This is a genomic window from Roseinatronobacter thiooxidans (assembly GCF_001870675.1).
GTDB lineage: Bacteria > Pseudomonadota > Alphaproteobacteria > Rhodobacterales > Rhodobacteraceae > Roseinatronobacter > Roseinatronobacter thiooxidans.
In genome coordinates, this window is the sequence record NZ_MEHT01000046.1 from 1 (window position 1) to 23,334 (window position 23,334).

23 protein-coding genes are annotated in these 23,334 nt (G+C 59.0%); 9 read left to right on the top strand and 14 right to left on the bottom strand.

Features of this window, described 5'->3' with window-relative positions:
• Both BG455_RS15685 and BG455_RS15695 read right to left on the bottom strand, forming a co-directional pair.
• Window positions 1–668, bottom strand: a 668-nt coding sequence (locus BG455_RS15685) for a GAF domain-containing protein (RefSeq protein WP_143079945.1), incomplete at its 3' end; no start/stop codon positions are given.
• A gap of 478 nt (window positions 669–1,146) precedes the next feature.
• A complete protein-coding gene (locus tag BG455_RS15695) occupies window positions 1,147–1,737 on the bottom strand; it encodes a response regulator transcription factor (RefSeq protein WP_170124740.1) in 591 nt (196 codons plus the stop codon).
• Window positions 1,738–2,511: 774 nt separating this feature from the next.
• On the opposite strand from BG455_RS15695, the gene BG455_RS15700 reads away from it, so the two are divergent.
• Genes BG455_RS15700 through BG455_RS15710 form a run of 3 tightly spaced genes read left to right on the top strand, consistent with a single transcriptional unit; the run spans window position 2,512 to window position 4,797 of the window.
• Entirely contained in the window at window positions 2,512–3,144 is a 633-nt protein-coding gene (locus tag BG455_RS15700; RefSeq protein WP_071470967.1) for an IS607 family transposase, read from the top strand.
• Window positions 3,141–4,373, top strand: a complete 1,233-nt coding sequence (locus tag BG455_RS15705; protein ID WP_071470968.1) for a hypothetical protein — start codon at window positions 3,141–3,143, stop codon at window positions 4,371–4,373. Before BG455_RS15700 ends, BG455_RS15705 begins: the two co-directional genes overlap by 4 nt.
• Window positions 4,288–4,797, top strand: coding sequence for an IS200/IS605 family accessory protein TnpB-related protein (locus BG455_RS15710; RefSeq protein WP_084386519.1), 510 nt, complete (start codon window positions 4,288–4,290; stop codon window positions 4,795–4,797). The genes BG455_RS15705 and BG455_RS15710 overlap by 86 nt, the downstream gene beginning before the upstream one ends.
• Before the next feature lie 345 nt (window positions 4,798–5,142).
• On the opposite strand, the gene BG455_RS15715 is transcribed toward BG455_RS15710, so the two are convergent.
• Together BG455_RS15715 and BG455_RS15720 are read right to left on the bottom strand one after the other, a co-directional pair.
• On the bottom strand, window positions 5,143–6,183 hold the full coding sequence (locus BG455_RS15715; RefSeq protein ID WP_071470970.1) for an IS110 family RNA-guided transposase: 1,041 nt from the start codon (window positions 6,181–6,183) through the stop codon (window positions 5,143–5,145).
• A gap of 118 nt (window positions 6,184–6,301) precedes the next feature.
• Window positions 6,302–7,573: a chemotaxis protein CheB gene (locus BG455_RS15720; RefSeq protein ID WP_211307062.1), complete on the bottom strand. Its 1,272-nt coding sequence runs from the start codon at window positions 7,571–7,573 to the stop codon at window positions 6,302–6,304.
• A 270-nt stretch (window positions 7,574–7,843) separates the two neighbouring features.
• Between BG455_RS15720 and BG455_RS17480 the strand changes: the two genes are divergently transcribed.
• From BG455_RS17480 to BG455_RS15740, 4 genes are all read left to right on the top strand, one after another.
• Window positions 7,844–8,278: an SDR family NAD(P)-dependent oxidoreductase gene (locus BG455_RS17480; RefSeq protein ID WP_071470971.1), complete on the top strand. Its 435-nt coding sequence runs from the start codon at window positions 7,844–7,846 to the stop codon at window positions 8,276–8,278.
• 317 nt (window positions 8,279–8,595) lie between these two features.
• Window positions 8,596–10,173: a sodium:solute symporter family transporter gene (locus tag BG455_RS15730; RefSeq protein ID WP_071470972.1), complete on the top strand. Its 1,578-nt coding sequence runs from the start codon at window positions 8,596–8,598 to the stop codon at window positions 10,171–10,173.
• Between the two features lie 22 nt (window positions 10,174–10,195).
• Window positions 10,196–11,236, top strand: a complete 1,041-nt coding sequence (locus tag BG455_RS15735; RefSeq protein ID WP_071470973.1) for a mechanosensitive ion channel family protein — start codon at window positions 10,196–10,198, stop codon at window positions 11,234–11,236.
• A gap of 166 nt (window positions 11,237–11,402) precedes the next feature.
• Window positions 11,403–12,014, top strand: a complete 612-nt coding sequence (locus tag BG455_RS15740; protein ID WP_071470974.1) for a class I SAM-dependent methyltransferase — start codon at window positions 11,403–11,405, stop codon at window positions 12,012–12,014.
• A gap of 87 nt (window positions 12,015–12,101) precedes the next feature.
• Here BG455_RS15740 and copM read toward each other — a convergent pair whose 3' ends face one another.
• The 5 genes from copM to BG455_RS15760 all read right to left on the bottom strand — a co-directional run bounded on the left by copM (window position 12,102) and on the right by BG455_RS15760 (window position 14,565).
• Window positions 12,102–12,527 carry a CopM family metallochaperone gene (copM, locus tag BG455_RS15745; RefSeq protein WP_071471095.1) on the bottom strand — a complete coding sequence of 142 codons (426 nt, stop codon included), beginning with the start codon at window positions 12,525–12,527 and terminating at the stop codon, window positions 12,102–12,104.
• Window positions 12,528–12,582: 55 nt separating this feature from the next.
• Complete coding sequence (locus BG455_RS15750; RefSeq protein WP_071470975.1) at window positions 12,583–12,966, bottom strand: DUF302 domain-containing protein; 384 nt, start codon at window positions 12,964–12,966, stop codon at window positions 12,583–12,585.
• Between the two features lie 18 nt (window positions 12,967–12,984).
• On the bottom strand, window positions 12,985–13,125 hold the full coding sequence (locus BG455_RS17395) for a hypothetical protein (protein ID WP_170124755.1): 141 nt from the start codon (window positions 13,123–13,125) through the stop codon (window positions 12,985–12,987).
• A gap of 69 nt (window positions 13,126–13,194) precedes the next feature.
• Window positions 13,195–13,803 (bottom strand): hypothetical protein, encoded by a 609-nt coding sequence (locus tag BG455_RS15755; RefSeq protein WP_071470976.1) that lies wholly within the window; start codon window positions 13,801–13,803, stop codon window positions 13,195–13,197.
• A 39-nt stretch (window positions 13,804–13,842) separates the two neighbouring features.
• The gene (locus BG455_RS15760; RefSeq protein WP_071470977.1) at window positions 13,843–14,565 is read right to left on the bottom strand and encodes a WD40/YVTN/BNR-like repeat-containing protein; all 723 of its coding nucleotides are present in this window, start codon (window positions 14,563–14,565) and stop codon (window positions 13,843–13,845) included.
• 155 nt (window positions 14,566–14,720) lie between these two features.
• On the opposite strand from BG455_RS15760, the gene BG455_RS17000 reads away from it, so the two are divergent.
• Together BG455_RS17000 and BG455_RS15765 are read left to right on the top strand one after the other, a co-directional pair.
• On the top strand, window positions 14,721–15,239 hold the full coding sequence (locus tag BG455_RS17000) for a transposase (RefSeq protein ID WP_084386521.1): 519 nt from the start codon (window positions 14,721–14,723) through the stop codon (window positions 15,237–15,239).
• Window positions 15,240–15,315: 76 nt separating this feature from the next.
• Window positions 15,316–17,424: an ice-binding family protein gene (locus BG455_RS15765; RefSeq protein ID WP_071470978.1), complete on the top strand. Its 2,109-nt coding sequence runs from the start codon at window positions 15,316–15,318 to the stop codon at window positions 17,422–17,424.
• Window positions 17,425–17,837: 413 nt separating this feature from the next.
• On the opposite strand, the gene BG455_RS15770 is transcribed toward BG455_RS15765, so the two are convergent.
• The 5 genes from BG455_RS15770 to gpmI form a co-directional block, all read right to left on the bottom strand.
• Window positions 17,838–18,521 (bottom strand): IS6 family transposase, encoded by a 684-nt coding sequence (locus tag BG455_RS15770; RefSeq protein ID WP_071471096.1) that lies wholly within the window; start codon window positions 18,519–18,521, stop codon window positions 17,838–17,840.
• 263 nt (window positions 18,522–18,784) lie between these two features.
• A complete protein-coding gene (locus BG455_RS15775) occupies window positions 18,785–19,270 on the bottom strand; it encodes an RNA pyrophosphohydrolase (RefSeq protein ID WP_071470979.1) in 486 nt (161 codons plus the stop codon).
• Window positions 19,267–20,601 carry a S41 family peptidase gene (locus BG455_RS15780; RefSeq protein ID WP_071470980.1) on the bottom strand — a complete coding sequence of 445 codons (1,335 nt, stop codon included), beginning with the start codon at window positions 20,599–20,601 and terminating at the stop codon, window positions 19,267–19,269. Before BG455_RS15780 ends, BG455_RS15775 begins: the two co-directional genes overlap by 4 nt.
• A gap of 59 nt (window positions 20,602–20,660) precedes the next feature.
• The gene (locus BG455_RS15785; protein ID WP_071470981.1) at window positions 20,661–21,761 is read right to left on the bottom strand and encodes a murein hydrolase activator EnvC family protein; all 1,101 of its coding nucleotides are present in this window, start codon (window positions 21,759–21,761) and stop codon (window positions 20,661–20,663) included.
• Complete coding sequence (gene gpmI, locus BG455_RS15790) at window positions 21,758–23,272, bottom strand: 2,3-bisphosphoglycerate-independent phosphoglycerate mutase (RefSeq protein ID WP_071470982.1); 1,515 nt, start codon at window positions 23,270–23,272, stop codon at window positions 21,758–21,760. The genes BG455_RS15785 and gpmI overlap by 4 nt, the downstream gene beginning before the upstream one ends.
• Window positions 23,273–23,334 lie beyond the last annotated feature (62 nt).

Below are 23,334 nucleotides of genomic sequence, written 5' to 3' on the forward strand. Positions count from 1 at the left end.
GTAATATCCACAATGTTGCGCTGCCAATCGACAACATGCGCAAAAGCGCGGCTCAGCACATCGAACGAGGATTCTGCGAAATAACTTGCAGCAGGCGCGCTGACTTCAGTATCCACAATCTGCGCAAGTACCGCGTTACGATGGATCAGGCGAAGCCGGTCAATTGCCTGCTCCAACAGAGTCACGATACGCTGCAACAAATCCTCATCAAAGCGCGAGAATTTCGCAGCAGCGCTGGACAAGAGCACGATCACCATCGGCGCTTCATCCGTAACCGCAAGCGGAACAGACAGAAGAGACTGGAAGCCACCTGCCTGTGGCGGCAAGCCTGATGCCAGCCCTGCTTCGGAAATGTCGGTTATGCGCCGCTTTCGCGCCAGAAAGCCCGCATCAATGCACCAGTGCGGCTGCCCGAAAGCGGGGTCAGTTGCCAGCCGGGTTGCGACCTCGCCGCGATCTTCATGACACAACAGAACCGCCAGATCTGCGCCAGTTGCACTGCGAACAATCTCAAGCACCTGTGCAATCCCTTGCTCTGGCACTTCGCTGGCATGCAAAACATCCATCGCCATCATCAGCGTGCGGCCATGGCTTGCAGAAATACGCTCTTGGCGCAGCTGCCGCTCGCGCTCTGCCAGTGCAGATAAAAGATGCTCAGGCGCGGTCATGGCACCTGCCACGCGTCAGGTTTTGGCTTACCCGACGAAACTGCGCCAAAGGTAATACAAGATATCATCAGGTTGCCATGCTCGGAATTCCCACTCAGCGTTTTGCCCGGCTCACCAAAACTGAATACCCCAATAAACACAGGCCCGTCCAGCGCTTGGTTCACATTGCGGGCCACCTGATACATACGCTGCAGGATTGAGCATACACCCTATCCAATAGATCATCAATGCGTCCGAAATACGGTCCTGTTTCTGACAGTTTGCCGCACTTCGCCCGACGGAACGCGAGTTCACGCCGCACTGACTTGTCGCACCATAGCGGGCTTCAGTCGCTCACCCGAGCGAAACAGGTCAGAAACCAAGGCAAAAGTCGCCTGCGCGCCCTCTATGCTGGTCCCGGTGACCGGCTGGTACTGATATATGTGGCAGCAGAACTGTCACCGATGCCCCCACCTGTGACGCCACCTTACATCATCCGTCAGAATACGCCGCGCTTCATCGCCTCTATCACAACCTGAGTGCGGTTGCGTGCGCCCATCTTGCGGCAGATGGATTTCACATCCATTTTAATGATCGTCTCTTCAACCCCGATCTCGCGGCCTATTTCCTTGTTCTGCATCCCTTCGCACAGAAAACCCAGAACCCGCAATTCGCGCGGCTTCAGGCCCAGATCGGTGCTTTGTTCGTCCGGCACGCGGCGCATGAATTCACCGGGAAGATACAACTCTCCCTCTGCAATCAGCCGCACCGCATGTTTCAGCGTGCGAAACGGCAAAGTTTTCGGAATAAACCCGCTCGCGCCTGCATCGATCGCACGCTCGACGACCATCCGGTTGGCCACCCCGGAAAACAAGGCCACCGCGCCCTTGTTCGCGTCGATCAAGCGGCGCAATCCGTTAAGCCCATCCATGCCCGGCACGTCATAATCCAGCAAGATAATGTCAAAACGCCCATTTTCGCTGATCCTGTCAAATGCCGCATCGACCGAGCTGACAGATTCAGCATGTAGCCCGTCTTCGCTATCCAATGCTGCCGATAACGTCTCACAGATCAGCGAATGATCATCCACAACCAGGAGCTGCAAAGCCCCCGATGGTTCCGTTATATTTCGCGCCGAGGTTGTCATTTTTTCCCACCATTAAGCCCTGAGGATATCTACTAGCCTCACTTGAACAGATTGTTAACATCTTTCGGCCTGTTTGCTGCGAAATTTCACAATAACCAACTAAAGATGTAAAGACTATGCATTACCTCTCGATCTCGGAGCACCGTGCTTGCAGCAAGCTCTGGCGCCGCGCGGCGGATTTGTTTCATATATCCGGATTTGTGCGCAGCTTCCCCCATATGGGAAACAGAACTCTGAATAGTTTTCGATTTTTATCCTGTAGAGCGCGCCTCTGCCGTTAAGTTTCAGGGTTCCCAGTTTAGTTGTGGTGTGATTCGCTGCATTTGAGGCAGATATGGGGGTCACAGATGTGCAAGCCACATCCAGTGGAGCTGCGAACGCGTGCTGTCGCATTTGTCGATCAACCCCGTTGGCACCGCGGAGGCGGCGCGGCATTTCGGGTGGCACCGAAGTTCGTGAACGACCTGATCAAACTGCGGCGCGAAAGGGGATCACTTTTTGCCGCGCACGTAATGTGATACCTGCGGTCATGGAAAGCTGGCTGGATTGGGAGACTGTGTTGAAGCACGGGCCACTTCCAAGAGAGAAATCACACTGGATGAATTGGTGCCCGAATTGGCTGCAACCCACAGTATTGATGTTCATCGCGGCACTGTTTGGAGGGTTTCAACATTTAGATATTGATTTGTGCTTTTCATATCGTATGTAGTCATAATGATGAAAAGGCTTGTCTCCATCGGCGAGGCCGCGAAGGCATACGGCGTCACGCCGCTCACCCTCCGGCGCTGGCACGAGAGCGGAAAGCTCCTCCCTGACCTCGTCACCGAGGGCGGGCGGCGGCGCTATGACCTCTCCAAGCTCCAGCCAGCGGCCGAGGGCCGCCCCGCTCAGAGCGACCCGCGCCGGACGATCGCGTATGCGCGCGTATCCTCCCATGACCAGAAGCCGGATCTGGAACGCCAGTCCCAGGTCCTTGAGTCCTATTGCGCCGCGCAGGGCTGGACCTTTGAGATCGTGACCGATCTCGGGTCCGGGATGAATTATCGCAAGAAGGGCCTGAAGCGGCTTCTCGATGACATCATCGAGGACAGGGTCGGGCGGCTGGTGATCACGCACCAGGACCGGCTCCTGCGTTTCGGCGCCGAGTTGGTCTTCGCGATCTGCCAGACCAAAGGCGTCGAGATCGTGATCCTGAACCAGGGTGAGGATACAAGCTTCGAGGAAGACTTGGCCCGGGACGTGCTCGAAATCATCACCGTCTTCAGTGCGCGGCTCTACGGAGCGCGTTCGCGCAAGAACGCAAAGCTGCTCGACGGCATGCGAAAAGCAGCCGAGGCTGATGGCGCATGAGCGGGCTGATGACCACCTACCAGATGCGACTGCCGCGCGGCCCGCACGAGGACGGGCTGGCCGCGGTCGCCGCCCATCTCTGTGGGGTAGAGCGGCATCTTCACAGCGCCCTAGCGCGGCTGCATCGGGCGGCCGGGGGCGATGCCGAGGCGCTCCGGGTGGGCAAGAACGACCTCAAGCGCCGGTTCCTGACCGAGCACGGGATCACCGGGCGGCAGTACAACAGCCTGCTGCGCGGCCTCGAGGGCCGCTATGCCTCATTGCAGGAACTGGCCAAGGCCCGCATCGAGACCACCGAGCGCAAGCGCCGGAGCCTTGTGAAAAAGATCACTACGCGAGGCCGCAAGCTGGAGTCCTTCGCCAAGGTCTCGGCCGCAGTCGAAGCGCGGGCACAGCTCGGCAAGGGCCCGACCAAAGCCCAGGCGAAGCGCCTGCTGTCACGGGATGCGTATGACAAGAACCGCTTCATCCAGCATCAGCAAAAGCGCCGCGCGGAGATCCTGCGCACAAAGATCGAACGCGACCGGGAGATTGCCGCTTCGGCGGTGCCGCCGGTGGTCTTCGGCTCGAAGGCGCTTCTGCAGCAGCGCGCCGCGATCCATCCCAACGATCTGGAGGGGCTCACGGCCTGGCGCCGGAAATGGGCGCGCGCCCGCAGCGCGCAGTTCCTCGTCATCGGATCCAGCGATGAGACCGCAGGCTGCCACAGCTGCGTGGCGACCTCTGGGGCCGATGGTCGCCTCAGCCTGGCGCTGCGCCTGCCCGACGCGCTGCGCGACGAGGGCGCTGGCCGCCACCTCGACATCACTGGCCTGGAATTTCCGGAATTCGGCCGCGACGCGATCCACAAGGCGCTGCAGGTCCATGCGGCAAAGGGTAAGGGTCCAGAGGCCCGCAAGGGCCGCGTCGCCATCGCCTACCGCTTCGTCCGCGACGAAGGCTGGCCGCGGGGCAACCCGCTGTCGGCCTGGCGCGTATTGGTGACCTTGGAAAGCCCCGCGCCTGCGATCCAGCAGCCGGTCTTCGCGACCTGGGGGAAGGGCCGCAACGGCCTGATGGCCCAGGGCGTTGCGGGCAACTTCTGCGGCGCCCTCGGTGTCGATCTCAACGCCGACCATCTGGCCTGGGCGGTAATCGACCGGCATGGCAATCCGGTCAAGGCGAAGACTGGGCGGATCGACCTGCCCCTGCGTGGCAAGACCTCCTCAGCGCGCGGCGCTGATCGGTGACGCTTCAGCGGCGATCGTCTTCATGGCGGCCGATCTCGATCTGCCGATCGTCATCGAGAGGCTCGACTTCGCAGCCAGGAAGCGGGAGCTGGAGGGCAGCGGCGCGGGCTATGCCCGGATGCTCTCCTCCCTGGCCTATGCCGCGATCCAGACGATGCTCCGCCGGCGCGCCGCGCGCGCAGGTGTCGAGCTGGTCGAGGTCAACCCGGCCTATACCTCGGTCATTGGCCGTGTGAATTACGCGCAGCGCTATGGGCTTCCATATTGGGGCGGGTGGTATCAAGAGATAATTTCACAAAAGCCTCGCCCCCGGCTGAGCTGTTGGCTGCGAGGGTGTCATCGATTAGCGGATCCGGCAGAGCGGGATCATTTCAGGAGAACCACGGCAAGGGACGTTCAGCGCGAAGACATCCAGCTATCGTAGCGATGAACGCCCCGGGAAAAGTAGCCGTGACTCCCCTGTATGCTGCAGAACTTTATTGTTTGGCCGTGTCTTCCGCGCATCAGCGTCACCGAAATCTCCCGCACCGGAATATGCTTCCATCCGTAGTCAGCACCGTGGCTGCCACACTATACCAAGTCCAAGAACGGTTCCCGCGTGCCTATCTCAGTGGCGCACTCAGATTATTATCTGGTGACCAGGTCCCACCCGGCATCATCGGGGACCGCGTCCCGGTTTGGGACTTCGGTGAGCCAGCGCCGTCAGGCGCGGCCTATCTCTCCTTTTGCTTCAAATCTGATCTGCATGGATTGTGAGGTTGGTTGTGCCTTATGCTGCGGCTGCCGTTGCGGCATCAGCACGGGTAAAGCGAAATTCCGTGCCGTCTTGCCACATGCGGTGCAGAACCACCCCGATCCGACGTGCCAGCGCAACCGTGGCGCGCTTTTTGCCGCGCCGCTTGGCGACATTCCATGCCCAGGCACTCAGCCAATTCGGGCGCGCAGTATTCAACATCACCGTCGCGGCTTGATAAAGCGCCGTGCGCAACCCCGCATCGCCGGCCCGGGAGATTTCGCCAATGATGTCGCGCTCCCCGGATTGCTCGCGCCGCGGGGTCAGACCAACCCAAGGACCAACGTCCCTAGAGGATAAGAAGCGATCAGGATCATCGATCGCAGCCTTGTAGGTCAAAGCGACAAGGGCGCCGACCCCTGGCATGGTCATCAGGTGACGGCAGACGGGATCAGATTTGGCATGATCACGCAGCAACTTCTCCATCCCTGCCAGCTCCTGACGCAGCGCGCGCCGGGCGCTCAGGATCGGGTTTGCTGCGGCCTCTAGCATAGGATTGCCCCCGGTCAGCTCCAGCACCCGTTGTTCAAAGCGTCCCTTGGCCACCTGTCCCATCTTCAGCCCGAAGTTGCGCAGCACCCCACGGATTGACAACTCCAGCGATGAAGCCGCTTGCTGGATCGCCTTGCGCGAGGACAACAGCGCACGCATTTCCTGCGCCGACAGGGATTTACAATGCACGGGCCGGAACCAGCCCATCTGCAAGAGCCGGGCGATCCCTTCCGCGTCGCGCCGGTCTGTTTTGATTGGCATCGCCTTCAGCGCACCCTTCACCTGCCGGGTTTCCATCAGAACAGTCGGGAAGCCGGCCTCGGTCAAATGCTGATACAGCCATTGCGATAGGGGCCCAGCCTCAAGGCCCACCGCAACAACGCGCCCCGGCAGTGCGTTCAACATCTTCACCAAATCTTCGGGTTTGCTTGGGGCCGACGTTTCCTTCACCAACTTGCCCTTTTCGGAAAGCCCGCACATCGCGGTGCTTGCCAGAGAGACGTCAAAACCGATATACAGATCCATGTCGTTGTCCTTTCTTGCCCTTTCTTAGGAACGATCTTCGGGCGCGCTTCACAGCACGACCCCGTTGACACGCCGCACAGCGTGCCAAGGGCAACGACACCTCAACAAACCTCGGATTTCAATTCACAACCGTCGTGATTCGCGCCGAGCCCCAATACGGTATCTCATTCGCTAGCAAAATGGCACGAATCCGCTCAATATGCACTTGGGCATCTTTCGTGCGTTCTGCCAACACCTTTGACGATTTACCATCAGGTCGGGTGCTCATTGTCGCCATAAGGTTCTGTCGCTCCTCGAACATGCGCAGCGCGGTCCAGAGCGTCTCCTCTATCTTCGCCGACTGCACAGCCAGAAGCACGCCCGAGGTGAACGCATGGCCAGTGTGGCAGCGATAACGCAACAGATCACCCTCTTTGATCTGCCACAGCACTCCCCCGCATTCAGGGCAGTTGAACGGGACCTGATCGCCAAGCGCCTCGACCGAGGGCAGATCGCTCAAGACACGTTGCGCAATCCGCGCCTCTATCACCACATCCTCCGGAGGGGGCACATCCTCCGCAGCTTCCTGGCGCGAAAGCTCAGACAGCAGCGCACCCATGCTTGAGATCGGCACACAGTGATCGACGCCAACATTGACAACCACGGATCGCGGCATGTCCGCATAGTCGGCGTCCTCGGGGTGCTGAGCGATGCAGATCCCACCACATCGCCTGATGGCCATCATCCCGCTTGTGCCATCGTCAAGATACCCAGTCAGGATCACGCCGATCACGCGATTGCCGTGGGCGACCGCGGCAGACCGAAACAGTGGGTCGATAGCCGGTCGATACCGGTTTTCTCGCGCGCCACTTGTGAGCAGGATGGCACTTTGCTCAATCAGCATGTGCCGGTCTGACGGGGCTACATAGATATTTCCTTTCGTGAAGTGCTCCCCATCTGTCGGGTGGTGACATTGCAACGGCCCTGCCTCGTCAAGCACATGGACCAGTGCATCGCCCGTGGCGTCTGGGCCCAAATGCGTGACAATAAACACAGGCGCAGGCAGGTCGGCTGGGAACTGCGCCACCAGTCTCTTGAGCGCCTGCATGCCCCCGGCGGATGCCCCAACGACGATGAGTTTGTGCGTGTTCGTTCGGTCCATTCGCTTCTCCGTAGCTAATGTATTGCCGCGCTGCACGAGTCGTTCTTGCGCTATAGAAACGGGATCGTCGTCGACGAGGTGAACGACGTCGGGCGCGACTGGTATTCCCTCATCTACGTTTGACTTGCTGCTATCTTGTGCAGCAGCCAGTCCCGAGGACGGCGTGAACCGTCGGCGCGCATCAACTATCTGAAGGAGGAGCTGCGATTTTTTTGCTTCCGCTTTTTGGGACCTGCCAAAATTGGTCATGCTTATCGGGCCAGTGCTGTTGCCAAAATTAACTGGGACAATCGCTGCAAAGAAAATGCGTTCCGCATCTCTTCGAAAAGTAATGACCTAAAGTGATGTAACCGAGTGGTCCTGCCCCCGCGGATCGATTGTTCATACGTCCGCAATGTCAAACCCTCTTGGCGCTGGGTATGAGTGGATCTCCCCTGCCGGCGCAATAACCAGCCAGCCCACTGGTCGAAAGCGAATGATAAGAAAAGGGGCGGGATATCTGTCCCGCCCCTTGCAGTGATGACGAACTCATCAGTCGTCGTTTTCTTCATTGGCGAAGCCCTATTGCTGCGCGGTGATGTGGAGGACAAGTCATTCTGTGGCGATGCCGTTTCGGCCACTGTCGAAGGATTTGGCCAACTTCAAATTATGGTGAACAATGCAGCCGAGCAGCATGCACAGGACAGCGTCACGGACATCGCCGAGGAACAGCTTTTTCGTACCTTCCGCAGCAACTTCAATGGCTATTTCTTCATGGTGCAAGCGGGGCGACCGCATCTGTCGCGGGGTGCGTCCATCATCTGCACCACATCGGTGACGGCCTATCGCAGGCCGGACCTTCTGATCGATTACGCTTCGACCAAGGGCGCTATCGTGTCTTTCGTGCGCGCCCCGTACAGCGCGCTTGCCGCAGAGGGTATCCGGGTGAAGGGTGTGGCTCCCGGCCCCATATGAACGCCTTTGATCCCTGCCTCCTTCCCCCTGACGAGGTTACGAGTTTCGGAAATTCCGTCCCCCTTGGAATACCCGGTCAACCGAACGAAGTCGCGCCCAGCATGCTGTTTCTGGCGTGCGAGGATGCCTCGCATATGACTGGCCAGATATTGCATTCCAATGGTGGTGATCTGATCGGAGGTTGATCCAGAACGCTGGCGAGCACGCTTGTTCACGTTTCAACAGCATGAAGTCCCAACACCAGCCTACTTACACAGCTTGGAACGAAACAAAGCCTGAACTGTTCCCAAAAGTGTTTTCAGGGGGAGTCTAAAACCATGCCTGACTTTGATGTTTCCGGTCTCGATTTTTCGATTGCTGCAATCTACATCGTTATCGTCGTCGCGATCGGGCTTTGGGTGAGCCGCTCGCAAAAAGATAGCAGCAGCTTTCTAGGCGGTAGCGGGGCGATCTGGCCGGTCATCGGCATCTCCATGATGTCGGCCAATCTTTCAGGGACATCTTTTGTGGGGCTTGCCGGGGCGGGCTATGATCATGGCATTTCCGTCTGGAACTACGAATGGACCGCGACGCTTGTTCTGATCTTCTTCTCGCTGTTCGTGTTGCCTTTCTATCTGCGTTCCAAGGTCAACACGATGCCCGAGTTTCTGGAGAAGCGGTATGACTGGCGGGCGCGCAAGGTCTTTGCGGCGTTCTCGGTCTTTACAGCAATCGTGATCGACAGTGCGGGCGCCTTATTTGCTGGGTCACTGACGCTGAAGCTGTTGTTTCCCGATGTCCCGATGTGGACGCTGATCGCAGTGATTGCCTTTCTTGGGGGATCATATGTCATTTTCGGGGGCCTGAAAGCGGTCATGGTCACCGACACGATCCAGGGTGTGTTGTTGATTGTGATCGGCACAATCATCTTCTTCATGACCTACGCGCAGATCGGGTCGTGGGAAGGTGTGCGCGCGGCCGCGCCGGAAGGTGGCTTCACCATCGCACCGCCGGTCGACGATGAATTCTTTCCCTGGCCCGGCATTTTCACCGGAGCGATCTGGCTGAGCTTCTATTACTGGACGACCAATCAGGCTGTGGTGCAAAAAGTCCTCTCGGCCAAGAACATCGACCACGGGCGGTGGGGGCTGTTGTTGGCAGCGGCGATGCAGCTTCCCTTCCTGTTCATCCTGGTCCTTCCGGGTGTGATGGGCCGCGACATTTTCCCCGACATTCAGGAGTCCGACCAGATCTGGCCCGCTCTTGTGTTCGAACTGCTGCCACAAGGTCTGCGGGGGCTGGCGCTGGCGGCACTCGTGGCCGCGTTGATGTCGACGGTAGATTCTGTTCTGAATGCCAGCGCGCATCTGGTCGTCAACGATTTCATCAAACCGCGCAAAAAAAAGCTGAGTGATGCGCGAATGCTGATGATAAGCCGCGTGCTTGTCGGCGTATTCATGGTTCTCGCAGCCGTCTGGGCCCCGCTGATCGGCACATTCGGAGGGATCGTGGTATATTTCCAGTCCTTCTTGGGCTATGTCACGATGCCGGTGGTGGTGGTCTTTCTGGGCGGGTTGTTCTGGACCCGGCCACCACGACATGTGGCTTTCTGGACGCTCTCCATCGGCATCCCTATCGGGCTCGCCTGTTTCACAGCCATCGAAGTTTTTAACGTTGTCGATCTGCAGTTCCTATATGGGGTCGGGTTGATGCTGCTGCTGAACCTCGGGATATATGTGACGATCACCTTGCGGTCCGATCCGCCGGACATGGACTCTGCAGACCTGACATGGAGCCGGGAGACATGGCGCGAGGATCGCAAGGCGCTGAGCGAGAAGCCAAAGTGGCAATCCCACCATCTCTGGTCAGGCGTGCTGGTGGTCATCACGCTTGCGATGGTCGTGTGGCTGATCTGAGCCTGTCAGGGGAGACCCGCCAATGTCACCCTGGACAATTTCCCTCGCCCTGGTCATCAGTGCGTTTCTGGCGTCTTGGGTGGTCCATGCAGCAATATACCGACTGTCGATGCACCTGCTGTCGCGGCGCGAAGAATACTGGCGTGCGCTGCTGCGCCAGACGAAGGGGCCAGCGCGCCTGACATTGACAATTCTCGCGCTGACAGGCGCTGTCGTATCGGCTCCGTTGGACCCAAGGCACGAAGCGGTGGCAGGGCATCTCCTGCTGATCGGTATAATCCTGTGTCTGGTCTGGGTCGTGCGCACCGCGATGGATATCTGGCTGTCCATGCATCTGCGCCGTTATCGAACTGACGTTGCGGACAATCTGGCTGCGCGCAAACACGTCACCCAATCCCGAATTCTGCAGCGCGTGGCAGATACATTGCTGCTGGTCCTTGGCGCTGGCGCAGTCACCATGACCTTTGAGGGCGCGCGCCAGATCGGCATCAGCATCCTCGCCTCGGCAGGGGCTGCCGGGATCGTGCTCGGGTTCGCGCTTCAACCGATCATGCGCAATCTCTTCGCGGGTATCCAACTTGCAATAACACAGCCGATACGGATGGATGATGCAGTCATCGTGCAGGGCGAATGGGGTAATATCGAAGAAATCTCTTCCTCATATGTCGTGATCCGGATCTGGGATAAGCGCAGGCTGGTCGTCCCACTCACCTACTTCATTGAGCAACCCTTCGAGAACTGGACGCGCGAAGATGCAACACTGATCGGCACTGTGATGATCTATCTCGACTATTCTGTGCGGGTGGAAGACATACGAGAAACCGTGGCCGCATTTCTGAACCAAAACCCGTTATGGGATCGCGATGTCTTCGCTGTTCAGGTGACAGATTTTCGCGAATTTGTTATGGAGATCAGAATTCTGGCCACAGCAAGCAGCGCGCCTCGGGTGTTCGACCTGCGCTGCGAAATCCGCGAACATCTGGCCAGATATCTGCAAGAGACCTATCCAGAATCTCTGCCGCGCCTGCGCGGTTCGTTTGAGATGGCCTCAACCGAAAAGTGAGCGGTCGCCTTTCATGGAGAGTGTCCGATCTTCTGTGTAACTGGGATTTGGTCCATGTTTCCTGAGAGGAGCAAGGACGATGACAATTTCCAAGGAACTACTGGACGAGTTGCTGAAGGGCTGCGAGCGGCCTTAGGATTGCGGAAATGACAGTCAGGTGGTCAAAATGAGCGATAAAACACATTGGAACGCGGTCTACAGTCGCAAGCTGGATGCAGAACTCAGCTGGCATCAGAGTGACCCTTCGGTTTCTCTGGACCTGATGGAAAAGGCCGGACTTGCTGCTGACACTTCAGTCATTGATGTGGGCGGCGGCACATCCCGTATTGTCGACGCACTGGTTTCCCGTGGCTTGTCCGATCTGACAGTTCTGGATGTGTCACAAGCCGCTCTTGATGCCACGCGGGCGCGCCTTGGGCCAGACGGGCGCACGGTGTCATGGATTGCAGGTGACATCACCCTTTGGTGGCCTGCACGGACATATGACCTCTGGCATGACCGCGCGGTGTTCCACTTCCTGACTGATCCCAAAGATCAGGCCGCCTATATCGGTACGCTGACCAGTGCCCTTGTGACAGGCGGGCATGCGGTTATCGCGACATTTGCGCCAGATGGACCTGAAACATGCAGCGGCCTTCCGGTTGCCAGATACAGCCCCGAATTGCTGGCCGAGACGCTTGGCGCAGGGTTTTCTTTGATCGATCAGCGGTTTCAAAGCCACACAACCCCATGGGGGCACCCGCAGTCGTTCCAGTATAGTCTGTTCCGGCGGGGATGATGTTTGCATCCGGGAATTGACCAGCATTTCGCCCGAACCTGTGGTGAAGTTCGGGCGAAACCTTGTTGTTGCGTGGCGCTACGTTTGTCAGTGCCCGCGTGCAGCAAGCCAGTCGCGCAGAAATGCTATTTCGCTTTCCTGTGCGGCAATAATTTCCATCGCCAACGCGCGGGTTTCGGGGTCTTCGCCATGTTGAAGGACGATTTGCGCCATTGCAATCGCGCCTTCATGATGCGGGATCATGCCTTTGGCGAAATCCACATCGGCATCGCCTGTGAACTCGATCGCCATGCCCGTATGCATGGCTTCGTTTGCTTCCATATAGGCGCGTGTCGAGGGCGATGCATCCGCAGGAATATCCCCTTGCGCGCCATGATCTGCGCCATGCATGGCCCCGTGATCGATTTGACCATGGTTGCCATGCCCATCATGCGAGCTGGCAAGGGTCATCGCTCCCCAGCCCCCGACACTGGCGATAAGGGCTGTTGCGATAAGTGTTTTTGTCTTGGTCATGGTCTTCTCCATTGAAGTGTTTGTTAGGTCGGTGGTGACACGGTCTTCCGCTGCGTCATGCGGCCTTGACCGCTTTGATCAGCATATCGCGCACATCGGCTGCAATCGCGTCCAGCGCGGCATTCCCGACCGCCTGCATGGAGGCCACAGGGTCGATGGCGCTGACCTCCACCCCGCCTGTGACGGCGCGCAGGATCACATTGCAGGGCAGCAAAGCCCCCACGCGCGGCTCAGCCTGAATGGCCTCGTAGGCCATACCGGGGTTGCAGGCCCCAAGGATGCGATAGGCGTCAATCTCGGCATCGATCTTGGTCTTCAGGGTGGATTTGACGTCAATTTCTGTCAGAACGCCAAAGCCGTGATCTGACAGGGCCTTGCGCACGCGGGCATCCACGTCGTCAAAAGGTGCGTCGATAATGCGGTCATAAGTGTAGCTCATGTTCAGTCCTTTCGGGGTTCATTTCATCAGGTATTTGACCAGTGCAGCAATCACGAGGACGATCAGCGCAAGGATCAGGACCATCCAGATCCAGTGCAGCCCCCAGCCCCAGTTATTCATCATTCCTGTTCCGTGATGCATCATTCCCGCTAAATTCATGATCGTTGGCTCCTTATCAGATGCGTGAGACCGCCGATGACAAACCGTCGGCGGCCAGTTAATGCAGGATCAGTCGATCTGCCGGAACAGGCCCGGGTAACGGTTGAACGACAACCGCTGCACCAGCGATCCGTCAATTGTGACGATCTCGGCTGTGATGCTGCCATCCTCCGCTTCCGCGACCTCTCCCAACTCAAGGCGCGGATTGGCGTGGCGTTCCAGCAGGTGTGACAGAAATGCCGCGACGCGCGCGGGTGTCATCTCGGTAACTGCCCCTTGCGGCATGCCGTAAAGCGCGTCCGGGCCAAGGCCGTGCCCACCCATCGCACCGTGTTGGCCGCGCATCATCCGGCCCATGGGCATGTCCCCTTGGCCCCTCATGCCCATCATGCCATGCCCCATAGGGGCGTCGGCCATGCCGCCCATTCGTCCGGGCATGGTGCCCTGGCCCTGCATGCCGCCCTCGCGCATCATGCGCATCATCATCTGCATCATCTCGGGCGTCATCATGTCCATCATGCCCTCCATCGGCGCGCCACCCGGCGCGGGTGCGCTGGTCTCGGCCTCGGGGTGATGGGCGGCATGATCATCGTCGCTTGTCTGGGCGAATGCGGGTGCGCTGAAAGTAAGGATCATCGCTGCGGCAAGGATCTGTGGTGTTCGGGTGCGTGTTGTCATTGGTCTTCTCCTTGGTTGGGGTGTGAAATGGGCTTTGGATCAGTCCGTGCCGAACTGGCGCCAACTGCGCCCGCCATCATCTGAGGTCAGGATTTCGCCCAGTTGCGTTGCCGCGAAGGCGCGGTCGGGATTGGCGGGATCGGCGGCATAATAAAGCAGGAACCGCTGTTCAAAATCGGGATGCAGCTGTTCCCATCCCCCGCCATCCTCATGGCGGCGGACCAATCCTTCGCCCAGAATGAAGGCATGGATCATCCCGTCCGCCATCACCTCGACAAAGGTGACGGGGGCATCTGCGGGATGGGCGGGCTGCCAGTCGCGTGCATCCGCATCGCTGACCCAAAGCCCGGTTTCCGTTGCGGCATAAAGCCGTTCGGCAGAACGCGCCGATGCGGCGATGTTGATCAGCCCAAGCGGCGCATCCGCAACCTGTTCCCATGTCCGGCCAGCGTCGCGGCTGCGCTGCAAACCGCCATAATTGCCCCAGACCACAGAGGGATCGGCCTTGCTGATATCCATCTGGTGGAAATCGACCGGACCATTCACCCCGTCCGAGAGTTTCGCCCAACTGGCACCCCCGTCGCTGCTGGCGATCACACCCAGATTGCCGCCGCGTGCGGGGTGTCCGCTGGCAAGGAAGCCACCGGGGGCCACCGGGTCGGCGACAAACCCCATAAGATCATCGCTGTGATCCGATATCTGGACTGTCAGGCCCGTGTCCAGATCCAGCGCATGCAACCCGTGATGGGTGGCGATAAACAACCGCCCGCTGTCTTGCCCCCAAACACAAAGGCAGTATCAATTCGTTCTGCAAGGAAATCGCCTTTGGCGTAACCGGTGTGCAGAGATAGCGAGACGGGGTATTCATCCAGCGGGGGCCGTCAGAGGTCTGAGGTCTTGCATTTAAATTCGACGCTATGTCCGAGCATAGATACAGACCCCAAGTCGAGATCCTCTCTGTCACCGATACTGGTCGCCGTCGGCGCTGGACGGATGCAGAGAAGGTTTGGATTGTAGAAAAAAGTTTTGGCCAGCGTGAGAGTGTGGCCCAAACAGCCCGACGTTATGATATTGGCCGTACCCTTTTGGTTCGCTGGCGCCGCCAGTATCGTAGCGGTGTCCTTATGGGTGGGTCCTCAGCCCCCGTGACATTCATGCCCGTGAAGGTCACAGAGGCCGTTACTCTGCCGCGCGACAATCAAAGTGTGAATCTTCTCATCAAGATTGTCGCGCGGCAGTTGCTCTGTATATCGTCTTGGATGTTTCTGTGGTGTGCCAAGCATTGCGATCTGCGGGGTGTCCAAGCAAGGCAAGGTCGTGAAAGAAACCACGTCCGCAAGCGAACCCGAAGATCTGGTGAGGACCATACGCGGGCATTGGTGTCGCGCGGTGTGTCTGAAATGCTCCATAAACGAACGATCATGTCGGCAACATGATCCAAGTTAGCTTCGTAGCCATGGCTCTAAAGCACTCTGACATCCAACTCATCACCCACATACTGTCAGGTCCCCCATGTCCAAATCTATTCGTGCTGCCGTCACGGCTGCGCTTTTTGCGGCCCCGCTGAGCTTCGTGCATGCCGACGGGGGCAGCGCGCAGAATCTGGAGAGCTTTGCCATCATCTCTGGCCAGTCTCTTACAAACACTGGGCCGACAGAAATAAACGGAAACATCGCCGTCTGGCCGGGTACCTCTTACACCGGCGCCACCAGCGTGACGCAAATTAATGGGGTAATCTACCTAGGGGACGCCGTGGCGCAACGGATCCAGGACGATCTGACCACGCTTTACCTTTTGCTACAGGGGCGACCGACCACGCAAGATCTTACTGGTCAGGATCTCGCCGGAAAGACACTGGTTGCAGGTGTGTACAACTTCGACACATCCGCCAATCTGGCCGCGGGTCAAACCCTCGCGCTGGATGCTGAAGGCGATCCGAATGCGATCTTCATCTTCAATATTGGGTCGACTCTGACAGTGGAAAGTGCTGGCAACATGGTGCTTTTGAATGGGGCACAAGCTGGTAATGTATACTTTCGGGTCGGCAGTTCCGCAACATTGAACACTTCAGCCGAAATGCAAGGGCAGATTGTGGCGCTTACAAGCATCACCATGAATACTTTCGCCACGCTCGATTGCGGCGCTGCATACGCGCGCAACGGATCTGTGACCCTTGATACAAACGTCATTAATATTTGTACGCTCGTGAACGATGGCGACGACAACGGCGACCCCGTTGCCCCTGTGGACCCCGTTGACCCTGTGGATCCAGTAGACCCTGCGGACCCAGTTGACCCAGTCGACCCTGTGGGCGACGGCAACGGGAATGGAAACGGCGGTGGTAACGGTAATGGAGGCGGCGCGGAAAATATATTTGATAACGTTATCAATGCTTCGGAGACTACGGAGGCGGCAAAGTCTGTTGCCAATGCTTGGTCGGATTATCTGGAGGGGGGTGGCAGGCTTCCGCTCTGGCTCGACTTTATGGGAAAAGCCTTGAGCACCGAAGAATTCTCTGAAAATCTGTCGCAGATGTCCGGCGAGGTGTCGACTGGTGTCGCCCCCATGGTCATGCAGTCGATGGACGCTTTCCTTGATACTGTCGTGCGCTCTAGCCACCAGCCGCGCACACGGCTTGTGGAACCACAACGCCAAGAGGCTCCAGTCGCTATAATCCAAGACAGGGTTCAAACGGTCGGAAAATATGGCACACCCAAGTATGGGCTTTCAGAGCCGATCATAATTGAGCCACCACGTATTAATCCAGCAACATTGGCCGCACAGCCACGCCCGTGGGATGTCTGGGCGTCCGGATATGGCTCTCGGAGCGTGACCGATGGTGATCCGGCTCGCGGTTGGCAGAAGCGCACCTCAGAAAACCGTGGCCTAGCAGCAGGCCTGAACTACATGCTGAGTACCTACACGAATGTCGGCGTCGCGGTGTCGTGGAACAAGGCGGATTTTGCACTGAGCAATGATTATGGATCTGGAGCAGCCGAGACAGTGTTTGTCGCACTTCGTGGGCGTACAGAAACCGAAACCGCTTACCTTGAAGGTGCCCTTGCCTACGGGCGCAGCAATGTCACGACAGACCGCACGGTGACGATTGCCGGAATGGACAGGTTGATTGGTGAAACAAAGGTACGAAATCTCGCGGCGCATGTTGAAGCTGGCTACTACATGGGAGTATTCACACCGTTTGTCGGTGTGCGGGCGCAATCCTTAAAGACGGATGCCTTTACGGAACTTGCCGCTTCGGGGACATCTACCTTCGCGCTGCAATATGATGAACAGATTACAAACTCGCTTCGTACCGAATTGGGGCTGGACATCGGGTGGTCCTCGGAAGACGCTGGAGGTGGGGCGACGACATTTGGACTTCGTGCAGCATGGGCTCATGAGTTTGCATCGAACGAGCCGGGAATACGATCGTTCGTAAGCGTTCCTGGCGTTTCGTTTCCAATCTCCGGGGCGACGCGGGGCAGAGACTCCCTGATCCTGGCTGCACGCGTGGGAAGGTCCGCATCTAACGGTCTCTACATCGACGGGGCGATCAATGCGGAATACTCAAAAAACTTTCACGATTTCGGTGGATCGATCAAAATGGGGTACCGCTGGTAGATATCTGGTAACGTGGAGGCTCCGACCGGTATCAAGCGAGTTGCGGGTCCACGCTGCGTCGGGCTTGAACCGCCGCTTCTGAGGAGCCCGTGTGACAGGTTAACCGGCCGAAATGGACCGTACACGTCGAAGCTGCGTCGCCTTCGCAAGGGGCAGTTTCCCGACTGTGACCCAGCGGCATTGCAGCTGCAGAAATTGGCTAAAGCGGCCAGTCGTCTACCTGCGGCTCAATAACTGCAATTGAAAGATAGCGAACTTTGTAAAGTCGCGGGACATCTCCGCAGTGCTCGGCCTGCGTGGGTACTTCACGCCACGCCAACTTGGGGCGGTCGCATGACCTGCAAGCACGTGACAGAGAACGGTTCTGTCGCAAATTTTCGAGAAGGTTGAGTGTAGGCTGGCGCTGGACACACTTATGCTGCGAGCTGGGCAAACTGCTTGAATGGGTTGAGTCCATTGTTGTCGAATTGCCCCTTGCGGATCATGTGCGCGGCCTCGATCCCCTCAAGAGTTGCGGACGCGGAATGGAACGCTTTGAAGCCGAGCATCCGCCCCGTGATGCGCTTGATGGACCGATGATCCTGCTCAAGGATATTGTTCAGATATTTGACCTGCAAGATGTTGATGGTCTGCCCTGTTCCGGTGAATTTCAGGATCACATTCACGGCCTCCAGCCCCGCCAGGTTGGCGCCGCTTTTGTCAATCACGATGCGATCGGGGACGCCATGATTGCCGATCGCGCGCTGGAAGAAACGCCGCGCCGCCGGCTTGTCGCGGCGCTCGGAGAGCATGAAATCAAGGGTTTCGCCGTTCCGATCCACCGCGCGGTAGTGATACATCCACTTGCCCTTAACCCTGATATACGTCTCGTCCATGCGCCACGATTTCGCTGTCGGACGCTTCTTCCTTTGGGCTTGGGCTGCAATTGCGGGGGAGTATTTGACCACCCAGCGGTTCAACGTTGCATGGTCAACATCGACGCCACGCTCCTGCATGATTTCCTCCAGGTCACGATAGGACACCGGGTAGCGCAGGTAGAAAAACACCGCAAACAGGATCACCGATTTCGGATAATGCGCGACCTTGAAGTCAACCACCGTCACCGTCCAATCATATCCAAGCGTCAACCCCAAACAACAATACCGATGAAGCGACTCCACCAGCAAGCTGAAAATCTTTGCGACAGAACCATCAAAACCACACCGGAGCAAATGGACCTCTTCGAAACACTCAACCTGCCGAAACCCAGCTGACAGCGCTCTTGTTGTAACATTTTTGGCCATTCGGCCCAAATGAAATCAAACGCTTATCGATTTTGCTGATGAACTTGGGGGCATCGGCATCATGCGTCAAGCGCGCATCACGCCAGCCAGTCGCGGAACTCGTCAATCACCTGTGCATAAATCTGGCGTTTGAACGGGACGATGGCGCCCAGCATCTCATCCGCCGCAATCCAGCGCCATTCCGAGAATTCGGGATGTGCCGTCTGGATATTGATCTGATCGTCATCGCCCAGATACCGCATCAGGAACCATCGTTGCTGCTGGCCCTTGTAACACCCGTTCCAGATGTTCGGCACAATCTCTGGCGGCAGGTCATAGGCCAGCCAGTCGCGCGTCTCGGATAAGGGGGCCACCAGATCGGGCGTGACGCTGATTTCCTCTTCCAACTCGCGTAGGGCCGCCACGCCGGGGTTTTCGCCCTCATCAATCCCGCCTTGGGGCATTTGCCATGCGGGCGTGGGGCTGTCGATGCGTTGGGCGGCGAAGATCAGCCCCTGTGCATTGATCAGCATGATCCCGACACAGGGGCGGTAGGGCAGCGCTGCTATGGCGGCAGGGGTCATTTCTGGCCGTTCAACGCAGTCAGCCCCCGCAGAATATCCAGCGCATAGGCCAATTGGTAATCTTCCTGCCGCAGCCGCGCGACATCTTCCGCCTGCTGGCGTTCCTCTTCCATCTGGCGGCGTTCATCTTCGGACATGTCGTTATTGTCCAACCGCCCGCGCAGGTCGTTTTCAGACCGGGTACGCGGGGGGGTCGCCTCCTCGCCATCCTCGATCGGCTGGCGGCGCGGCTGTTCCACCACAATATCGGGCGAGACGCCCAGCGCCTGAATGGACCGGCCCGAGGGGGTGTAATACAATGATGTCGTCAGACGGATCGCCCCATCGCCGCGCAGCGGCATGACAGTCTGCACCGACCCTTTGCCAAAGCTGCGTGTACCTACCACAATCGCGCGGCGGTGGTCTTGCAACGCACCCGCCACAATTTCCGAAGCCGAGGCAGACCCCGCATTGATCAGCACCACCAGCGGCTTGCCATTGATCAGATCACCGGCTTGGGCATTGAACCGCTCGCCCGCGCCATCTTCGCGCCCGCGGGTCGAGACGATCTCGCCCTGTTCCAGAAACGCATCAGAGACGCGGATCGCCTGTGTCAGCAGCCCCCCCGGATTGTTGCGCATATCCAGCACCACACCGCCGAGGCTGTCCATTCCGCCCAATTCCTCGATGGCGTCATTCAGCCCATCGCGCAGGTTGGGGAAGGTCTGTTCATTGAACGTGGTGACGCGCAGCACGACAATATTGCCCTCGGTGCGCACACGCACGGCTTGCAAGCGGATCGTGTCGCGGATGATCGACAGGTCGAACGGTTCCGACACACCGTCACGCAGGATCGTCACAATAATCTCGGACCCGACAGGGCCGCGCATCATGTCAACGGCCTGCGCCAGTGTCAGACCCATCAGCGACTCGCCATCGACATGGGTAATCAGGTCGCCCGGCTCTACCCCTGCCTGATCGGCGGGGGTGCCATCCATCGGCGTCACAACCTTGATAAAGCCATCTTCCTGCGTCACCTCGATCCCCAGCCCCCCGAAGGAACCGCGGGTCTGCGTGCGCATATCGTCAAAATCATCGGGGGGCATATAGCCGGAATGGGGGTCCAACGACATAAGCATGCCGTTGATGGCAGCTTCAATCAGCTTTGCAGTGTCAGGCTCTTCGACATATTGGTTGCGAATACGCTCGAACACATCGCCGAACAGATCAAGCTGTTCATAGACATTGGTCGCGCGCACACGTTCCTGCGCCAGAAGCGGCCCTGCCACCTGCGTCGCAAGAAGGGCACCGCCAACAATGCCACCAAGGCCCGCCATTACAAATCTTTTCATCCCGCCATCCTATCCTGCGCAAGCCCGCATGGGCGGCGCGCATTTTATTCTCACCCTGTTCAGCCCCCACTGAATGCGAACCAAGGCTCTGGGTCAATGGGGTTGCCACCTTCTCGAAGCTCAAAATAGAGTGTTTGGCTACGACTGCCAGTTGTTATCTCGGGACTGTGTCCGCTTGGCATGCTGCCCAGCGGTGCACCAAGGGGCAAAATCTCGCCCGTAGACACCAAAAGGCTCTCCAACCCTGCCAGCACCAGCAAGACCGCCTCGGCAGGCTCTAGGATCACCACAGCACCCTGCCCCGCCAAGGGGCCGGCATAGCGCACAGTGGCAGACCAAGGCGCGGTTACAAGCGCATCCGGGGCGGTTGCCAGCACCAGACCTTGGCGCACGATCCCTGCCGCATCCGGCTGGTTGAAGCGGTGCAGGATGGTCGCGCGCACAGGGGGCGATAGCGTGCCTTTGGCTGTTTGGAACGTGGCGGCGGTTTGGTTGTCCGACACTGCGGAAGACTGCGCCAACTCTTGCGCGAATTCTTCAAGTGTTGCGGCATTGCGGGCAAGAAAATCCAGTTGCTCTGGTTCTTCGACCAGCCGTTTGGGCAGGGGTCCACGCTCTGCCACCGCCTGCGCCAGCGCCACACGCGCGTTCTGCGCGCCCTCTAGCCCCTGTTCCAGCGCAAGGAACCCGTATTGGCGGGCGCGGCGCAAGGCGCGCAAATCATCCAGCTCGTCGCGCAATTCGGTCACAGCGCGCGCCAGTGGCGGGGTCAGTTCGCCCAGCAGCATGGCCGCGCGCGCTGTCTCCAGCCCGCCTTGGGGGTGCAGCAAGGCGACGGTTTCATCCACACGCTCGGTTGCCATCAGCACGCTGAGCAGGCGCGACAGTTCTTCGCTGCGCGCAGCAAAGGCGCGCTGTAGCGCCCCCTCGCGCAGTTGCGCATCGCGCAACCCGTCGCGCAGGGCAACAAGCCCGTCTTCATAGGCCTGAATGGTCTGGCCCAGCGCCGATATCTGGTCGCGCCCGCCTGTGGCGGCCTGCATGGCCGCTGTTGCCGCTTCCAATGCGCGCGCGGCAGTCAGGGCGCGGTCAGCCACATCGGCCATGGCCGCGCCGGACCACAGCACACAGACAAGAGCCGCAAGCCCCCGACGGATCATCGGATGATCAGGCTTTCGCCTGTCATCTCTGGCGGCTGATCCAGCCCCATGAGCGCCAGAAGGGTTGGCGCGACATCGGCCAGCCGCCCATCGCGCAGACCTGCCCCCTCTGGCCCGCCGATCAGCACCACCGGCACGGGGTTTAGCGTATGCGCAGTATGCGGCCCGCCTGTTTCAGGGTCGCGCATCTGTTCGCAATTGCCATGATCCGCTGTCAGCAGCATCGCACCCCCAACCTTGTCAAGCGCCTCCAGCGCCGCGCCAAGCCCTGCATCCACGGCCTCGCAGGCGCGGCTGGCGGCGTCCAGATCGCCGGTATGGCCCACCATGTCGGGATTGGCGAAATTCACCACGATCAGGTCATAGCCCTGCCCGATCACCTCGACCAGTTTGGCGGTCACTTCCGCCGCGGCCATCTCGGGTTGCAGGTCATAGGTGGCAACCTTGGGGCTGGACGGCATGTGCCGATCCTCGCCCTGCTCAAGCGCTTCCTTGCCGCCATTAAGGAAGAAAGTCACATGGGGGTATTTCTCGGTCTCGGCCAGCCGGAACTGGCGCAGACCTTTGGCCGCGACCCATGCACCCAGCGTATTGACGATCTCGCGCTTGGGAAAGGCTGTGCCCATAAATGCGTTATGGGCCTCGGAATACTCGACCATGCCCAAAAGCGCCGACCAGTTGGGCGGGGTGCCCCGATCAAACCCGTTGAAGCTGGGCGCGCCAAGGGCGGCAAGAATTTCGCGCGCGCGGTCGGCGCGGAAATTCAGGCAAAACAGCCCGTCGCCGGGTTTGGCCCCACCATACCCCGCCACGATTGTGGGCGCGATGAATTCATCGGTTTCGCCGCGCGCATAAGCTGCCGCGACCGCCTCAACAGCGGTCGGGGCGGCCTCCCCCTCGCCGCGCATGATCGCGCGCCACGCGCGTTCCACCCTGTCCCAGCGATTGTCGCGGTCCATTGCCCAATAGCGCCCGATCACTGTGCCGATTTTGGCCCCCTCGGGCAATGTGCCTTGCACATCCGCCATGAAACGATCCGCACTTTTGGGGGCGACATCACGCCCATCGGTGATGGCATGGACCACCACAGGCACACCCGCGGCCGCACATACCCCCAAAGCCGCTTTCAAATGTGCAACATGGCCGTGAACACCACCATCCGAAATAACTGAAAACAGATGTGCCGTGCCGCCGGTGTCTTGCAGTTTTTCAACAAAGCCCAAAAGTGCAGGGTTTTGGGCGAAGCTGCCATCCTCGATGGCCAGATCGATCTGGCCCAAGTCCATCGCCACCACGCGGCCTGCGCCGATATTGGTATGGCCCACTTCGGAATTGCCCATCTGCCCTGTCGGCAGGCCCGCATCCGGCCCATGCGTGACAAGCGTGGCATTCGGACACGCGCGCATCACGCGGTCGAAGTTGGGGGTCCGGGCAAGGGCCACAGCGTTGGCTTGGGGCGTGGGGCCAAGGCCCCAGCCGTCAAGAATGCACAAAACGACGGGTCTGGTCATGGCTCTCCCTCGGTCTGGCGTGGTGCCAGAGGCAAGCGTGCCTCCGGCGGGAGTATTTAGGG

What these genes read in the sequence shown, in the direction of transcription:
- BG455_RS15700 (WP_071470967.1), top strand. Translation starts at nt 2,512, where the DNA reads ATGAAAAGGCTTGTCTCCATCGGCGAGGCCGCGAAGGCATACGGCGTC.
- BG455_RS15705 (WP_071470968.1), top strand. Translation starts at nt 3,141, where the DNA reads ATGAGCGGGCTGATGACCACCTACCAGATGCGACTGCCGCGCGGCCCG.
- BG455_RS15710 (WP_084386519.1), top strand. Translation starts at nt 4,288, where the DNA reads ATGGCAATCCGGTCAAGGCGAAGACTGGGCGGATCGACCTGCCCCTGC.
- BG455_RS15715 (WP_071470970.1), bottom strand. Translation starts at nt 6,183, where the DNA reads ATGGATCTGTATATCGGTTTTGACGTCTCTCTGGCAAGCACCGCGATG.
- BG455_RS15720 (WP_211307062.1), bottom strand. Translation starts at nt 7,573, where the DNA reads ATGACCAATTTTGGCAGGTCCCAAAAAGCGGAAGCAAAAAAATCGCAG.
- BG455_RS17480 (WP_071470971.1), top strand. Translation starts at nt 7,844, where the DNA reads ATGACGAACTCATCAGTCGTCGTTTTCTTCATTGGCGAAGCCCTATTG.
- BG455_RS15730 (WP_071470972.1), top strand. Translation starts at nt 8,596, where the DNA reads ATGCCTGACTTTGATGTTTCCGGTCTCGATTTTTCGATTGCTGCAATC.
- BG455_RS15735 (WP_071470973.1), top strand. Translation starts at nt 10,196, where the DNA reads ATGTCACCCTGGACAATTTCCCTCGCCCTGGTCATCAGTGCGTTTCTG.
- BG455_RS15740 (WP_071470974.1), top strand. Translation starts at nt 11,403, where the DNA reads ATGAGCGATAAAACACATTGGAACGCGGTCTACAGTCGCAAGCTGGAT.
- copM (WP_071471095.1), bottom strand. Translation starts at nt 12,527, where the DNA reads ATGACCAAGACAAAAACACTTATCGCAACAGCCCTTATCGCCAGTGTC.
- BG455_RS15750 (WP_071470975.1), bottom strand. Translation starts at nt 12,966, where the DNA reads ATGAGCTACACTTATGACCGCATTATCGACGCACCTTTTGACGACGTG.
- BG455_RS17395 (WP_170124755.1), bottom strand. Translation starts at nt 13,125, where the DNA reads ATGAATTTAGCGGGAATGATGCATCACGGAACAGGAATGATGAATAAC.
- BG455_RS15755 (WP_071470976.1), bottom strand. Translation starts at nt 13,803, where the DNA reads ATGACAACACGCACCCGAACACCACAGATCCTTGCCGCAGCGATGATC.
- BG455_RS17000 (WP_084386521.1), top strand. Translation starts at nt 14,721, where the DNA reads ATGTCCGAGCATAGATACAGACCCCAAGTCGAGATCCTCTCTGTCACC.
- BG455_RS15765 (WP_071470978.1), top strand. Translation starts at nt 15,316, where the DNA reads ATGTCCAAATCTATTCGTGCTGCCGTCACGGCTGCGCTTTTTGCGGCC.
- BG455_RS15775 (WP_071470979.1), bottom strand. Translation starts at nt 19,270, where the DNA reads ATGACCCCTGCCGCCATAGCAGCGCTGCCCTACCGCCCCTGTGTCGGG.
- BG455_RS15780 (WP_071470980.1), bottom strand. Translation starts at nt 20,601, where the DNA reads ATGAAAAGATTTGTAATGGCGGGCCTTGGTGGCATTGTTGGCGGTGCC.
- BG455_RS15785 (WP_071470981.1), bottom strand. Translation starts at nt 21,761, where the DNA reads ATGATCCGTCGGGGGCTTGCGGCTCTTGTCTGTGTGCTGTGGTCCGGC.
- gpmI (WP_071470982.1), bottom strand. Translation starts at nt 23,272, where the DNA reads ATGACCAGACCCGTCGTTTTGTGCATTCTTGACGGCTGGGGCCTTGGC.